The sequence below is a fragment of the Leisingera caerulea DSM 24564 genome, from assembly GCF_000473325.1.
GTDB classification, from domain to species: domain Bacteria; phylum Pseudomonadota; class Alphaproteobacteria; order Rhodobacterales; family Rhodobacteraceae; genus Leisingera; species Leisingera caerulea.
In genome coordinates this window covers 731,992-745,144 of sequence record NZ_KI421513.1, presented here as the reverse complement: position 1 = coordinate 745,144, position 13,153 = coordinate 731,992, and the positions used below count along the sequence as shown (strand labels likewise).

11 protein-coding genes are annotated in these 13,153 nt (G+C 64.7%); 5 read left to right on the top strand and 6 right to left on the bottom strand.

The window, feature by feature from the left end:
• Window positions 1–19: 19 nt before the first annotated feature.
• The 5 genes from CAER_RS0110835 to pdxR all read right to left on the bottom strand — a co-directional run bounded on the left by CAER_RS0110835 (window position 20) and on the right by pdxR (window position 6,530).
• Entirely contained in the window at window positions 20–1,051 is a 1,032-nt protein-coding gene (locus CAER_RS0110835) for a YeiH family protein (protein ID WP_027235378.1), read from the bottom strand.
• A gap of 80 nt (window positions 1,052–1,131) precedes the next feature.
• On the bottom strand, window positions 1,132–2,130 hold the full coding sequence (gene pta / locus CAER_RS0110830; RefSeq protein WP_027235377.1) for a phosphate acetyltransferase: 999 nt from the start codon (window positions 2,128–2,130) through the stop codon (window positions 1,132–1,134).
• Between the two features lie 55 nt (window positions 2,131–2,185).
• On the bottom strand, window positions 2,186–2,932 hold the full coding sequence (locus tag CAER_RS0110825) for a TSUP family transporter (RefSeq protein WP_027235376.1): 747 nt from the start codon (window positions 2,930–2,932) through the stop codon (window positions 2,186–2,188).
• 5 nt (window positions 2,933–2,937) lie between these two features.
• A complete protein-coding gene (xsc, locus tag CAER_RS0110820; protein WP_027235375.1) occupies window positions 2,938–4,713 on the bottom strand; it encodes a sulfoacetaldehyde acetyltransferase in 1,776 nt (591 codons plus the stop codon).
• Window positions 4,714–5,069: 356 nt separating this feature from the next.
• Complete coding sequence (gene pdxR, locus CAER_RS0110815; protein ID WP_027235374.1) at window positions 5,070–6,530, bottom strand: MocR-like pyridoxine biosynthesis transcription factor PdxR; 1,461 nt, start codon at window positions 6,528–6,530, stop codon at window positions 5,070–5,072.
• 202 nt (window positions 6,531–6,732) lie between these two features.
• Between pdxR and CAER_RS0110810 the strand changes: the two genes are divergently transcribed.
• The 3 genes from CAER_RS0110810 to CAER_RS0110800 all read left to right on the top strand — a co-directional run bounded on the left by CAER_RS0110810 (window position 6,733) and on the right by CAER_RS0110800 (window position 9,233).
• Window positions 6,733–7,044 (top strand): ArsR/SmtB family transcription factor, encoded by a 312-nt coding sequence (locus CAER_RS0110810; protein WP_027235373.1) that lies wholly within the window; start codon window positions 6,733–6,735, stop codon window positions 7,042–7,044.
• Window positions 7,037–8,068 carry a permease gene (locus tag CAER_RS0110805; RefSeq protein WP_027235372.1) on the top strand — a complete coding sequence of 344 codons (1,032 nt, stop codon included), beginning with the start codon at window positions 7,037–7,039 and terminating at the stop codon, window positions 8,066–8,068. Before CAER_RS0110810 ends, CAER_RS0110805 begins: the two co-directional genes overlap by 8 nt.
• Window positions 8,069–8,477: 409 nt before the next feature.
• Window positions 8,478–9,233, top strand: a complete 756-nt coding sequence (locus CAER_RS0110800) for an SDR family oxidoreductase (protein WP_027235371.1) — start codon at window positions 8,478–8,480, stop codon at window positions 9,231–9,233.
• A 74-nt stretch (window positions 9,234–9,307) separates the two neighbouring features.
• Here the strand turns inward: CAER_RS0110800 and CAER_RS0110795 are convergent, their stop codons facing one another.
• Entirely contained in the window at window positions 9,308–10,705 is a 1,398-nt protein-coding gene (locus CAER_RS0110795; RefSeq protein WP_027235370.1) for an aminotransferase family protein, read from the bottom strand.
• Between the two features lie 291 nt (window positions 10,706–10,996).
• Here CAER_RS0110795 and CAER_RS0110790 point away from each other — a divergent pair, with 291 nt between their 5' ends.
• Window positions 10,997–11,779, top strand: coding sequence for a 3-keto-5-aminohexanoate cleavage protein (locus CAER_RS0110790; RefSeq protein WP_027235369.1), 783 nt, complete (start codon window positions 10,997–10,999; stop codon window positions 11,777–11,779).
• On the top strand, window positions 11,776–13,104 hold the full coding sequence (locus tag CAER_RS0110785; protein ID WP_027235368.1) for an aspartate aminotransferase family protein: 1,329 nt from the start codon (window positions 11,776–11,778) through the stop codon (window positions 13,102–13,104). The genes CAER_RS0110790 and CAER_RS0110785 overlap by 4 nt, the downstream gene beginning before the upstream one ends.
• The last annotated feature ends 49 nt before the right edge of the window (window positions 13,105–13,153 follow it).

The window sequence follows — 13,153 nt, the reverse complement described above, 5'->3', positions numbered from 1 at the left end:
TCCCTTCTGGTCTCCCCAATCAGGTCAACAGCTCAATCCCCGCCAGGATCAGCCCGGCAATGAACAGAGTTTCAACGATGATCAGGGCAATGGCCGCGCCTCCTACGGCCAGGACCTGTTTCAGATTTGTTTTCATCCCCACCGCGGCGATTGCGGTGAGCAGCAGCCAGCGCGACGCGTGGCTGAGGAATTCGGTAACGGCCGGCGGGATCAGTCCAAAGGAGTTGACCCCGGCCAGCACCAGAAATGCAATCACAAAGCCCGGCAGAATTGGCGGGCGCTTGCCGTCGCTGGGCAGCTCGGCAAAGGAGCGGATCATCAGCGAGGCCGCCAGCACGATGGGGGCCAGCATGGCCACCCGCATCAGCTTGACCAGGGTGGCTGTGTCGCCGGTCTGTTCGGAGATCGAGAAGCCTGCGCCGACCACCTGCGCCACGTCGTGAATGGTGCCGCCCAGAAACACGCCGGCCTGGATGGAATTCAGCTCCAGCAGGTTGACCAGGATCGGATAGGCGATCATCGCCACCGTCGACAGCACCGTCACGCCCATCACGGTAAAGATCAGGCGTTCTTCGGAACGCTCGTCGCGCGGCAGGATGGCGCTGATCGCCATTGCCGCCGAAGCGCCGCAGATCGCCACGGAGCCCGCGGTCAGAAAGGCAAAGCGCCACTTGTGGCCAAAGAACCGCGCCACGGTCAGGCCGAAGGCAATGGTAGCGATGACGCCGCCGACCACCAGCGCGATCAGGTCCCAGCCAAGCCCCATCATCAGCACCATCGACACCCGCACGCCCAGCAGGGCCACCCCCAGCCGCAGCAGCGAGCGGGCGGAAAAGGCGATGCCCGGCACGGTCTTGCCTTCTTCGCCCAAAAAGCTGACAGCAATACCCAGCAGCAGCGCCAGCAGCATGGCGGGCGTTGCGTAATGCTCCGCAAGGAACTGCGCGGTGATCGCAACGAGGGCCGACACCGCAATACCTGGCAGCAGCTGGCGGAGTTTGTTTTGCAATTCACCCGATTGCAGAGATGTTATCTGTGCCAGAACGGACATGGCGGGAAACTTTCCTGATTGACCCATGGGTTGCACATTCTGGCCTGTGGTCAAGAGTGCGCAGCGCCCAAAGGATGGATTTACGGGTTCGCCTGCAGAATGGTGACGGCGATAATCTGGGTGACGTCCTCGGCAGTGCAGCCGCGTGACAGGTCGTTGGCCGGTTTGGCCAGCCCCTGCAGGACCGGGCCGATGGCGGAATAGCCGCCCAGCCGCTGGGTGATCTTGTAGCCGATGTTGCCCGCATCCAGATTGGGGAAAATCATCACGTTTGCCTGGCCTGCAACGCTGGAACCGGGCGATTTGCGCTCCCCGACCGCGGGGACAAAGGCTGCGTCGAATTGCAGCTCTCCGTCGGCCGGCAGTTCCGGGTGCGCTGCCCGGAACAGGTTCAGCGCTTGGGTTACCTTGTCCACCGCCGGGTGTTTTGCGCTGCCGGTCGTGGAAAAGCTGAGGAAAGCGAGTTTCGGGTCCACCCGCAGCAACGCGCGGGCCGATTGGGCTGAGGCGGCAGCGATGGAAACCATCTCGGCAGGGGTCGGGTCGATGACCAGGCCGCAATCGGAATAGAGCATGGCCCGGGAGCCTACCGGCGCGCCTCCGGGCGGGTACATCAGGAAGAACGACGAGACCATGCCCGCATCCGGCGCCATGCCGATCACCTGAATGGCGCTGCGCACCACGTCGCCGGTGGTGTGAACAGCGCCCCCGACGGTGCCGGTGGCATGGCCCAGGCGCACCAGCATGGTGGCATAGACCAGCGGGGTCTCGGCTGCGGCGCGGGCTGTGGCCGCATCGGTGCCCTTGTGCTTGCGAAGCTCATGATACTCGGCTGCGAAAGCTTCGGTCAGCCCGGATGTTGCCGGGTCGTGGATTGCCACGCCCCCGCCGGTGGTTGCGCCTTCGGCTTGCAGGGCGGCTTCGACCTCTGCTTGCGGGCCGACCAGGATCACATCGGCGATACCGGCCTGATGCGCTGCCAGAGCGCCCGCCACGACGCGGGGGTCGGTGCCTTCGCTCAGCGCGACGACGGGGCGGACGGCCGGGGGGGCGGCCTGCAGCAGTTCGAGCGGGGACATAGTGTGGGTCACGGGCGTGCGTCCTGTAACAGCGGTTTCGGGACAGGGCGGGCGGTCAGAACGCCAGCCGTGCGATATTGAGCAGCGACAGCGCGGTCAGCATCAGCACCACCGCGCGGCGGAACAGCCTTTGGGAGACTGCCTGGAAGCCATGAGACCCGGCCCAGATGCCGAGGCCCAGAATGGGAAAGGCCAGCAGGATGCCGGTCAGGGTTTCCGGCCCGACCAGCCCGTTTGCGGCCATCACTGGCAGCGCCATCACGTCGATGCCGGTCAGGAACACGATCATAGTGGCGCGGAACACCGCGGGCGGCACCGGTTGCGCGGTCAGGAAGGCCGCCACCGGCAGGCCGCCGACACCGGCGCTGTTGGCGATGCCTGCAATGGCTCCCACGCCCACATTGCCGTTGCGCCCGACCGGGCGCGCCAGCTGCCAGCCGCTCAGCAGCACCAGGCTCAGCACCAGGATCAGGCTGGAGATCGCCAGCCGCGCTTCCTGTTCGCCCAGCCGCGCCATGATGGCGATGGCGGGAACGGTGGCGATGGCGGCCCCGCCCAGCAGGGCAATGGCCCTGTGCCAGTCGATATGCGGGCGGATACCTTTGGCCTGAAAGGCAGTCATGGCGATTTCGCAGGAAAACACCACCGGGATCAGCGGCAGCGGATTGGTGGTCAGCGCCGCCAGGATGATGAAGATGGCGGAGAACCCGAAGCCGGAAAAGCCCCGGATCAAGGCCGCCGCGAACAACGCGGCGGCCAGGTAGGCCCCCTGGCCCATCGAGAGGTCAAAGGGCAGGGGCACGTGCGTCAGACCTGCTGTTCGCGCATGTCCGCCTTGTCGATGCCTGCCACGCGGACCGGCTTCTTCATGGCGTCCCGGCGGAACGGCTCGCCCAGCTCCTGGTTGATCATCGCTTCGATCAGGGTGGTGGTGCCGTTCTTCTGGTCTTCGATTGCCTGCGCCAGCGCCGAGGTCAGTTCGTCCATGGTGCGGGCAACCACGCCCTTAAGGCCGCAGGCCTGGGCGATACCAGCATAGGAGACCTGCTGATCCAGCTCGGTGCCGACAAAGTTGTCATCGAACCACAGGGTGGAGTTCCGCTTTTCCGCGCCCCACTGGTAGTTGCGGAAAACGATCTGAGTGACGGCGGGCCACTCGCCGCGGCCGATGGCGGTCAGCTCGTTCACCGCGATGCCGAATGCGCCGTCGCCGGAGAAGCCCACGACCGGGGTGTCCGGGTTGCCGATCTTGGCGCCGACAACCGCCGGCAGGCCATAGCCGCAGGGGCCGAACAGGCCGGGGGCCAGGTACTTGCGGCCTGCCTCGAAAGACGGGTAGGCGTTGCCGATGGCGCAGTTGTTGCCGATGTCGGAGGAGATGATCGCCTCTTTCGGCAGCGCCGCTTGAATGGCGCGCCATGCCATACGGGGGCTCATCCAGTCCGGCTTGTCTGCACGGGCGCGCTCGTTCCAGGTGGTGCCCGGGTCGTCGTCCTCGTGGGTCATCTCGGTCAGTTGCTGCGCCCAGCGGGATTTGGTTTCGGCGATCCGGTTCTTGCGCTCGGCGCGGCCCTCGTCGCCTGCGGTATCAGACAGCTGTGCCAGGATGCCCTGCGCCACCTTGGCGGCGTCGCCGATGATGCCGACGGAAACTTTCTTGGTCAGGCCGATGCGGTCCGGGTTGATGTCGACCTGGATGATTTTGGCGTTGGCCGGCCAGTACTCCATGCCGTAGCCCGGCAGGGTGGAGAACGGATTCAGGCGGGTGCCGAGGCACAGCACCACATCGGCGTCCTTGATCAGCTCCATGCCGGCCTTGGAGCCGTTATAGCCCAGCGGGCCTGCAAACAGCGGGTGCGAGCCGGGGAAGGCGTCATTGTGCTGGTAGCCAACGCAAACCGGGGCGTCCAGGCGCTCGGCCAAATCCTTGGACGCTTCAATGCCGCCTTTGGACAGAACAACGCCGGCACCGTTCAGGATCACCGGGTTCCTGGCCTCAGAGAGCAGTTTGGCCGCTTCGGCAACGGCGGTCTCGCCGCCGGAGGGGCGTTCGAACTCGACGATGGCGGGCAGTTCGATGTCGATCACCTGGGTCCACATGTCCCGCGGGATGTTCAGCTGGGCCGGCGCGGAGGCGCGCTTGGCGTTCATGATCACCCGGTTCAGAACTTCGGCTACGCGGGACGGGTCGCGCACTTCTTCCTGGTAGCAGACGCAGTCGGCGAACATGCGCATCTGCTCCATTTCCTGGAAGCCGCCCTGGCCGATGGTCTTGTTGGCCGCCTGCGGGGTGACCAGCAGCAGCGGGGTGTGATTCCAGTAGGCGGTTTTGACGGCGGTCACAAAGTTGGTGATGCCGGGGCCGTTCTGGGCGATCATCATCGACATCTTGCCAGTGGCGCGGGTGTAGCCGTCAGCCATCATGCCGCCGGAGCCTTCGTGGGCACAGTCCCAGAAAGTGATGCCTGCGGCGGGGAAGATGTCCGAAATCGGCATCATTGCAGAGCCGATGATGCCGAACGCGTGCTGGATGCCATGCATCTGCAGCGTTTTGACAAAGGCTTCTTCGGTGGTCATTTTCATGGCGGGTTCTCCTGAGTGAGACGCGGAATTCCTCCGGGCGCGGAGGCCGGGAATTGACTCTGGTTTAGGGGGCGGCGGAGGGCCGGGTTAGGGCCAGTTTTTCCGGCCGGTTAAGACCAGTGGGGCTCTACCGCCCGGCTTCGCTCATCCGCAGGATGAGCTGTGCCCGTTGGGCCCGGCGCCGCCCGTGCCGGGCGGCGGGCACCCGCGGCGCCGGGTGCTGCAATCCACCCCTGTCCGCGCAATTCGGCCGGCCCGCGCCGTGCCGTCAAGCGCGGCGCCGGACCCAAGACCGCCAGCCTGTGGCACCGCCGGTGCCTGCGCGGGCGCGAAAGCCGCCCGGACGCGTGCGGGGCTCAGCCCTGCTTCAGCGCCTGGGCAAGCAGCGCGAGACCAGGTTCGATCCGGGTGGCGGGGATTGAGGAATACCCCAGCCGGTAGTAGTTCTGCTTGCGGTTCCCTGCCGCAAAGAACGGCGCGCCGGGTTCGATGAGAACACTCTTTTCCTTCAGCCGCTGGGCTACAGCCGAAGTATCCGCCGTCTCCGGCGCGCGCATCCACAGGGCGGAGCCGCCATAGCCGCCGACGCCTGCAATCTCCAGCCCGTGCTTGCGGATGGCGTCCTCGATCACCGCGCGGCGGTCATGCAGCACCTTGGCGGTCCGGCGGATCTGTGCATCATAATGGCCCAGCGACAGGAAATAGGCCACCGTGCGCTGAACGTGGCCCGGGGGATGCCGCAGTACGCTTGCGCGCAAGGCCCTTGCCTGGCGGATAAACGGTTCCGATCCAACCAGATAGCCCAGGCGCAGCCCGGGAAACAGCGACTTGGAAAAGCTGCCGGCATAGATCACCCGGCCCTCGGTATCGAGCGATTTCAGCGACGGCGAGGGGGCGCCAAGGAACGACATTTCAAACTCGTAGTCATCCTCGACAATCACTGCGTCGATGCTGCTGGCCCGCCGAAGCAGCTCTTTGCGGCGCTCCATCGGCATGGTGAAGGTGGTCGGGCTCTGATGACTGGGGGTACAGAAGATCACATCAGTGCCTTCCGGTATCATTTCGGGCGGCAGGCCCCCCTCATCCACCGGGATGCAATCCAGTTGGCAGCGGGTCTGCACCACTTGGTCGCGCAGGGTGTAATAGGCCGGGTCCTCCACCGTGGCGCGGCGCTTGCGGTTCAGCAGCAGCTGGGAGGTGATCCACAGCGCATTCTGGGCCCCGAGCGTGATCAGGATCTCTTCCGGCCGCGCGGTGATGCCGCGCCGCGGCAGCGTGTGGCGGGCGATGTATTCGATCAAGAGCGGGTCATCCTGGTCGAAGTAGTCGTTGGCAAGCGCCGCGAAATCTTTCTGCCCCAGCGCCCTGAGTGCGCACAGCCGCCAGTTGGCGTGGTCGAACAGCGACGCATCCGCCTGCCCGTAAATGAACGGATAGCGGTAGTCGCGCCAGTCCTGGGGTTTGCGCGGTGTGTCGCCGCCGGTAAAGCTGCGCGCCAGCACCTTGTCCCAGTCCATCGCATCGCCGGCCTTCTGCTGCGGCGTATAGGAGGGCGGCACCGGGGCGTTTTCTGACACGAAATACCCCGACCGCCCGCGCGAGGTGAGGTAGTCATTGGCCAGAAGTTCTGTATAGGCCAGCGTCACGGTGATCCGGCTGATGCCAAGATGCGCCGCCAGCTTGCGCGAGGACGGCAGCTTCTCCCCGACCCGGAACCGGCCGGACAGAATGCCCTCAGCAATCATTTCCTGGATCTGCGCCTGCAGGGTGCCCTGGGCGTCCGGGTTCAGAAAGAACGTGTCAACGGAGATGGCCATGCGCGCCACCTTAGGGTGGACTTAAACGCTGCGCAATCTGGACTTAGGGCCAGTTTGGAGGAATCTGCGCCTTGCTCTGGTTTCAAAAGCCGGGCCGCAACCGGCGGCTGGCAGATATTGGTTCGGGCAAAACGCAGCGCTCTTGAAAGGCGACCAAAGAAACCATAAAACTAGTTTTGTCGAATCAAGTGGAGTTGACGTCATGCAATGGGAAGAAGCCGCACAGGGCTTTGCCGCGATGGGATCGGAGGCGCGGCTGCAGGTGCTGCGCTGCCTGATCCGGGCGGGCGAGGCCGGGCTGACGGTCGGGGACATCCAGGAGCGCACCGGCATCGCGCCCTCAACCCTGGCGCATCATTTGAAATTCCTCACCGGTGCCGGTGTGGTGGCGCAGGAGCGGGTGGGGCGGTCGACAATCAACCGGGCCGAATTTTCCCGGCTGGAGGCATTGGCCGGTTTCATCCTCAGCGAATGCTGCGCGGATGCGGGCAAGAAGGCGGCAAACCATGGTTGAACTGGCACAAAACCCCGGCAAGGCGAAAACGCTTGGCAGCTGTCTGAAAACACCCTGGGCGCTGAGCGTTGCCCTGCTGGCGGGTGCAGCGGTTCTTGATCCGGGCAGTTTCCGCTCTGTCGTTGAGTTCACCCTGTCCGCACTGGGCAGCACCGCGCGGTACATCCTGTTTGCGGTCCTGCTGCTGGCCTATCTCAAGGCGACGGGGGCCGAGGCGATGGTAGCGCGCGCCTTCGAGGGGCGGGAGACGCGCATGATCCTGCTGGCGGCGCTGTTCGGCGGGCTGGCGCCATTCTGCTCCTGCGAGGTGATTCCGTTCATTGCCGGCCTTCTGGCGCTCGGCGCGCCGCTTTCGGCGGTGATGGCGTTCTGGCTGTCCTCGCCGCTCATTGACCCGCCGACACTGCTGATTACCGCGGGCGCGCTGGGCTGGCCCTTTGCCATTGGCAAGGCGGTGGCGGCGGTGGCCCTGGGGCTGTTCGGCGGCTTTGCCATCAAACTGCTGCGGGGGCGGGGGGCCTTTGCAAACCCGCTGCGCAAGCAGCAAAGCCAAAGCTGCTGCGGCTGCGGCGGGCCCAAGCCGGACGCCAAGCCGAACTGGCGCTTCTGGAACGAGGACGGGCGCAGGGTGAAGTTCCGCGAGGAGTTCGTCTCCAACGGTCTTTTCCTGCTGAAATGGCTGGCGCTGGCCTATGTGCTGGAATCGCTTCTGGTCCACTACGTGCCGGCCGGTGTGATCGCCGGTCTGGTGGGCGGCGAGGGTGTGCTGCCGATCGCCACCGCGGCGCTGGTGGGAATGCCGGCTTACCTCAACTCCTATGTCGCGCCGCCGCTGCTGGCGGGGCTGATGGAGCAGGGTATGAGCGCAGGCGCGGCCATGGCCTTCATGGTGGCCGGGGCGGTCAGCTCAATTCCTGCCATGGCTGCGGTCTGGTCGCTGGTCAAGCCGCGGGTCTTTGCCGCCTATCTGGGATTGGGGGTGAGCGGTGCGATCCTGTCGGGCAATCTTTTTCAGCTGATCTGAAGCTGTTTGGCGGCGGGGGCTCCCGCCCGTCAGATATCAATCGAAGAATGCCCCGCTCCCGTTGGGCCCGGCGCCGCGCTGACGCGCGGCGCCGTCTGTTTTGCCGAGAAGGCTCTGAAACGCAGGACTGCCCCTCAGATGCCAATCCCGATTGTGTTTTGAAGGCGCGTCAAGGATGAGCGGGCTTCCCGGAAACGGTCCGGGGGACGTTTCGCTCGCAAACAGGCGAAGCCTGGCGCCTGACGGCGGAACCTGCGGCCTCCTTGACCCCGACAGCTGTTCGTTTCCAGTGTTTGACCCGTTTCTTGCGGTAAAGGGCCTGCCCGAAGCGGCAAGCGCAGGAAACGGGTCGAGCGGAGGAGTGCGCGGCGCTTTGTTCAATGCCATCCAATCAAAGGAGGCTATGACGATGGAACTTCAGAACAAGACACTGATCATTACCGGCGCCAGTAGCGGCATCGGCGCCGCCGCGGCGCTGCTGTTTGCAGAAGATGGGGCCAATGTCGTGCTAGGGGCCCGGCGGCAGGCTGAACTGGAAACCCTTGCGGGGCAGATCAGGCAAAGCGGCGGCAAAGCAGCCTTTCTGGCTGGTGATGTCACCAGCGAGGCCTATTCACAGGCGTTGGTGGCGCTAGCGGCCGAAGAGTTTGGCGGGCTGGACGGTGCTTTCAACAACGCGGGTATGATGGGCGAAACGGTGCCGGTGGAGCAAATGGACGCCGCCAATTGGAGTGCAGTGATTGCAACCAATCTGACTGGCGCTTTCTACTGTGCCAGGGCGCAAATTCCGGCCCTGAAAGAGCGGGGCGGCGGATCGCTGGTCTTTACCGGATCCTTTGTCGGTATCAGCAACGGCGGAATGCCGGGCATGGGGGCTTATGCAGCGTCAAAGGCCGGGCTGGCCGGGCTGGTCCAATCGCTCGCCTCAGACCTTGCGGCAGACGGCATCCGGGTGAATGCCCTGCTGCCGGGCGGAACCAAAACAGCAATGGCAGGCGACGATCCTGAGGCCCACCGTATGATCGCCAGGCTGCACCCGATGAAACGGATGGCCGCTCCGAAGGAAATCGCCCAGGCGGCGCTGTTCCTTTTGTCGGACCGCGCCAGCTTTGTGACCGGGGCGCCGTTGGCGGTGGACGGCGGAGTGGCCGTGCGGCTGGCCTAAACGGGGGTGCCTTCTGACAAAAAAGCGCCCCGGAAAGTCCGGGGCGCAGTCAAATCGTCCAACAGGGAGAGGTGTCAGCCGAATACTTTGGTCAGGGCCTTGTCGACCGCGTCGCAGATCTGGTCGATGTCGTCGGCAGTGGCGATCAGCGCCGGGCTGAAGCACAGGGTGTTGTTGCGGCCCGGCAATGAGCGGTTGGTCACACCGATGATCACGCCCTGTGCGCCGCATTCCGCGACCACCTGCTGGGCCAGCTTCTCGTCCACCGGCTCCTTGCTGTCACGGTCTGCGACCAGCTCGGCTCCCAGGAACAGGCCCTTGCCGCGCACATCGCCGATCACAGCGTGCTTTTCCTGCAGCGCGCGCAGGTTGTTCAGCATCCGCTCGCCCATGGCCACGGTGTTTTCCAGCAGGCCTTCTTCCTCGATGATGCGCATGTTTTCGAGCGCCGCCGCCGGGCCTGCGGTGCAGCCGCCGAAGGTGGAGATGTCGCGGAAGTAGTTCATCGGATCGCCCGCGTCGTCCTTGAACATTTCAAAGACTTCCTCGGTGGTGACCATGCAGGCAATCGCCGCATAGCCGGAGGCGACGCCCTTGGCCATGGTCACGAAATCGGGCTTGATACCGTACTGCTGGTAGCCGAACCAACTGCCGGTACGGCCGACGCCGCAGACCACTTCGTCGATGTGCAGGAGCACGTCGTGCTTCTTGCAGATCTCCTGCACACGCTCCCAGTAGCCCTCGGGCGCCTCGATCACACCGCCGCCTGCGGTCACCGGCTCCAGGCACAGGGCGCCGACAGTTTCCGGGCCTTCGCGCAGGATCACTTCCTCGATCGCGTCCGCCGCGGCGATGCCGAACTCGCGGCCGGACAAGTGCTCCAGGCCCAGTTCATGCTTGCGGTATTCCATGCAGTGCGGCACGCGGACAAAGTCCGGCGCAAAGGGGCCGTACTGCGCGTTGCGCTCGTCCTGGCCGCCCGCCGACATGGTCGCCAGGGTGGAGCCGTGATAGTCGCGGTCGCGGTACAGGATCTTGGTCTTTTTGCCGCCGTATTTCTTGTGGGCGATCTGGCGGATCATCTTGAAGGCCTTCTCGTTGGCCTCGGATCCGGAGTTGGTGTAGTAGACCCGGGTCATGCCCGGCATCTTCTCGATCAGCTTTTCGGCAAACAGCGCGCCGGGGATGGAACCGGCGGAGTTGGCGAAGTAGCAGACCTTCATCAGCTGGTCGTAAACGGCCTTGCAGACGCTTTCGCGGCCATAGCCGACGTTGACGGTCCAAACACCGCCGGAGACTGCATCCAGAAACTCCTTGCCGTTCTGATCCCAGACGCGCATGCCCTTGCCCTCGACAATGATGCGCGGGTCGGCGCTTTCCAGCGCCTTGTGCTGGAACAGGTGGTGCCACATGTGGGCCTTGTCGGCCTCCACCACGCGGGAGAGATCGTTTTCGTTGAACGTGCCGTCCATGACATGTCCTTTCGGCGTTGGAAGTGAATCAGGCTGCCCGGCACCCTACCTGGGCTTTAAGGCGTATTATGTACCAGAAACGTCAGTTTCGCGGAATTCGTTAGGGCCAGAGCATTTGCTTGCTTAAGTCCAGAGACGGCAGGCCGGTGCGCCGCGGCGGCTGTCCGCCGGAGCGGAGGGGTAAAACAAATGTTCTGATAGCGCCATATTGAGAGCGTATGTGTCGACAGGCCATGCTGCAGCCAGCCCGGACGCGAGTCGTCCCGGATCGGGCGGCAAGGGAGGATACCGGTGGCGGAATACAGATTAATGGTGGCGCCCAACGGGGCCCGGCGGGGGCGCGGAGAACATCCGCAGCTACCGGTGACACCGCAGCAGACGGCTGAAACCTCAGCGGCCTGTTTTGCCGCAGGAGCCCATGCGCTGCACCTTCATGTGCGCGACGATGACGGGCGGCATTCGCTGGATTCGGGCCGCTACCGCGAAGCCCTTGACGCGGTGCGGGAAAGCGCGCCGGAAATGGCGGTGCAGATCACCACGGAAAGCGCGGGTCTTTACGATGTGGCGGCCCAATTCGCCTGTCTGCAGTCGCTGCGCCCAGACGCGGCCTCCGTCTCGGTTCGGGAAATGGCGCGGGACGCGGACTTGGCGGCGCGCGCCTATGCTCTGTGTGCGGAAGCAGGCACGCAGGTGCAGCATATCCTGTATGGTCCGGACTGCATCGCCCAGCTGCGCATCTGGTATCAGGACGGCACCGTTCCGGGCGGCATGCGCGATGCGATCTTTGTTCTGGGCCAGTACAATCCGCCAGTTCTAGCGCGGCCCGAGGGGCTTGCCGTCTTCCGGAGCGCCGCAGCGGATCTGCACCTTAACTGGGCCGTTTGTGCCTTTGGCCGCCATGAGCAAAGCTGTCTGCTGGCAGCGGTAGCCGCAGGAGGGGATGCGCGAATCGGGTTTGAGAATAACATCGAAACACAGGATGGCGGGCTGCTGGCAGACAATGCGGCCTCGGTTGCCGCCTTCGTTCAGGCCGCAAAGGCCCAGGGCCATACGCTCAAGGAGTGCAGATCATGAGCCATGTTTTTCCCCGCCACACCAAGGCGAGCCTGCCCACCGCAGTTGCCGGTGACGGCTGCTATCTGATCGACGCGGACGGCAAGAGTTATTTTGACGGGTCGGGTGGCGCCGCGGTGTCCTGCCTTGGCCACTCCGACGCCGATGTGATCAAGGCGGTGCAGGAGCAGGTCGGTAAACTGGCCTTTGCCCATACAGGCTTCCTCACCTCGGAACCGGCGGAAGAGCTTGCGGACTTGCTGGTCGCCAACGCGCCGGGGGATATTGACCGGGTCTATTTCGTCTCCGGCGGGTCGGAGGCCACCGAGGCCGCGATCAAACTTGCCCGCCAGTACCACCTGGAGCGCGGCGAGCCGCAGCGCCGCCATATCATCGCCCGAAAGCAGAGCTACCACGGCAACACGCTCGGCGCGCTGGCAGCGGGCGGCAACGAGTGGCGCCGCACGCAATTTGCGCCGCTGCTGATCGACATTTCCCACATCTCGCCCTGTTACGAATATGTTGGCCGGGCCGAGGGTGAGAGCAGCTATGACTACGGCCAGCGGGTGGCGAACGAGCTGGAGGCGGAAATCCTGCGGCTTGGCCCCGATACGGTGATGGCTTTCATGGCCGAACCGGTTGTTGGTGCCACTTCCGGCGCGGTGCCTGCGGTTGAGGGCTACTTCAAGCGTATCCGCGAGATTTGCGATCAGTACGGCGTGCTGCTGATACTGGACGAGGTGATGTGCGGCATGGGCCGCACCGGTCATCTGTTCGCCTGCGAGGCGGACGGCGTGGCGCCAGATATCCTCTGCATCGCCAAGGGCTTAGGCGCAGGCTACCAGCCGATCGGGGCGATGCTCTGCACCCGCCAGATCTATGAGGCGATCGAGCATGGGTCCGGTTTCTTCCAGCACGGCCACACTTATATCGGCCACCCGGTGGCCACTGCAGCGGGCCTCGCCGTGGTCAAGGCGATGCTGGAGCGCGGCCTGGTTCAACGCTGTGCGGAAATAGGAGAGAAGCTGCAGGCAGCGCTGGAGGACCGTTTCGGTCAGCATCCCAATGTGGGCGACATCCGCGGCCGCGGGCTGTTCCGCGGGGTGGAGCTGGTGGCCGACCGGGACACCAAGGAGCCGTTTGATCCGGCCCTGGGATTGGCCGGGCGGATCAAGAAGGCGGCCTTTCAGGCCGGACTGATCTGTTACCCGATGTCGGGCACCCGCGACGGCCAGAACGGCGACCACATCCTGCTGGCGCCGCCCTTTATCATCACTGAGGAACAGATCACCGAGGTGGTGGACAAGCTGGAGGCCGCGATTACCCAATGCCTGCCGCCGGCATAAGCTGCCCGGAGCGATTGAATAACCGCCCGGCCAATAGGCCGGGCGCCGC

What these genes read in the sequence shown, in the direction of transcription:
- CAER_RS0110805 (WP_027235372.1), top strand. Translation starts at nt 7,037, where the DNA reads ATGGTTGAACTGGCACAAAACCCCGGCAAGGCGAAAACGCTTGGCAGC.
- CAER_RS0110835 (WP_027235378.1), bottom strand. Translation starts at nt 1,051, where the DNA reads ATGTCCGTTCTGGCACAGATAACATCTCTGCAATCGGGTGAATTGCAA.
- CAER_RS0110810 (WP_027235373.1), top strand. Translation starts at nt 6,733, where the DNA reads ATGCAATGGGAAGAAGCCGCACAGGGCTTTGCCGCGATGGGATCGGAG.
- xsc (WP_027235375.1), bottom strand. Translation starts at nt 4,713, where the DNA reads ATGAAAATGACCACCGAAGAAGCCTTTGTCAAAACGCTGCAGATGCAT.
- CAER_RS0110795 (WP_027235370.1), bottom strand. Translation starts at nt 10,705, where the DNA reads ATGGACGGCACGTTCAACGAAAACGATCTCTCCCGCGTGGTGGAGGCC.
- pta (WP_027235377.1), bottom strand. Translation starts at nt 2,130, where the DNA reads ATGTCCCCGCTCGAACTGCTGCAGGCCGCCCCCCCGGCCGTCCGCCCC.
- pdxR (WP_027235374.1), bottom strand. Translation starts at nt 6,530, where the DNA reads ATGGCCATCTCCGTTGACACGTTCTTTCTGAACCCGGACGCCCAGGGC.
- CAER_RS0110785 (WP_027235368.1), top strand. Translation starts at nt 11,776, where the DNA reads ATGAGCCATGTTTTTCCCCGCCACACCAAGGCGAGCCTGCCCACCGCA.
- CAER_RS0110800 (WP_027235371.1), top strand. Translation starts at nt 8,478, where the DNA reads ATGGAACTTCAGAACAAGACACTGATCATTACCGGCGCCAGTAGCGGC.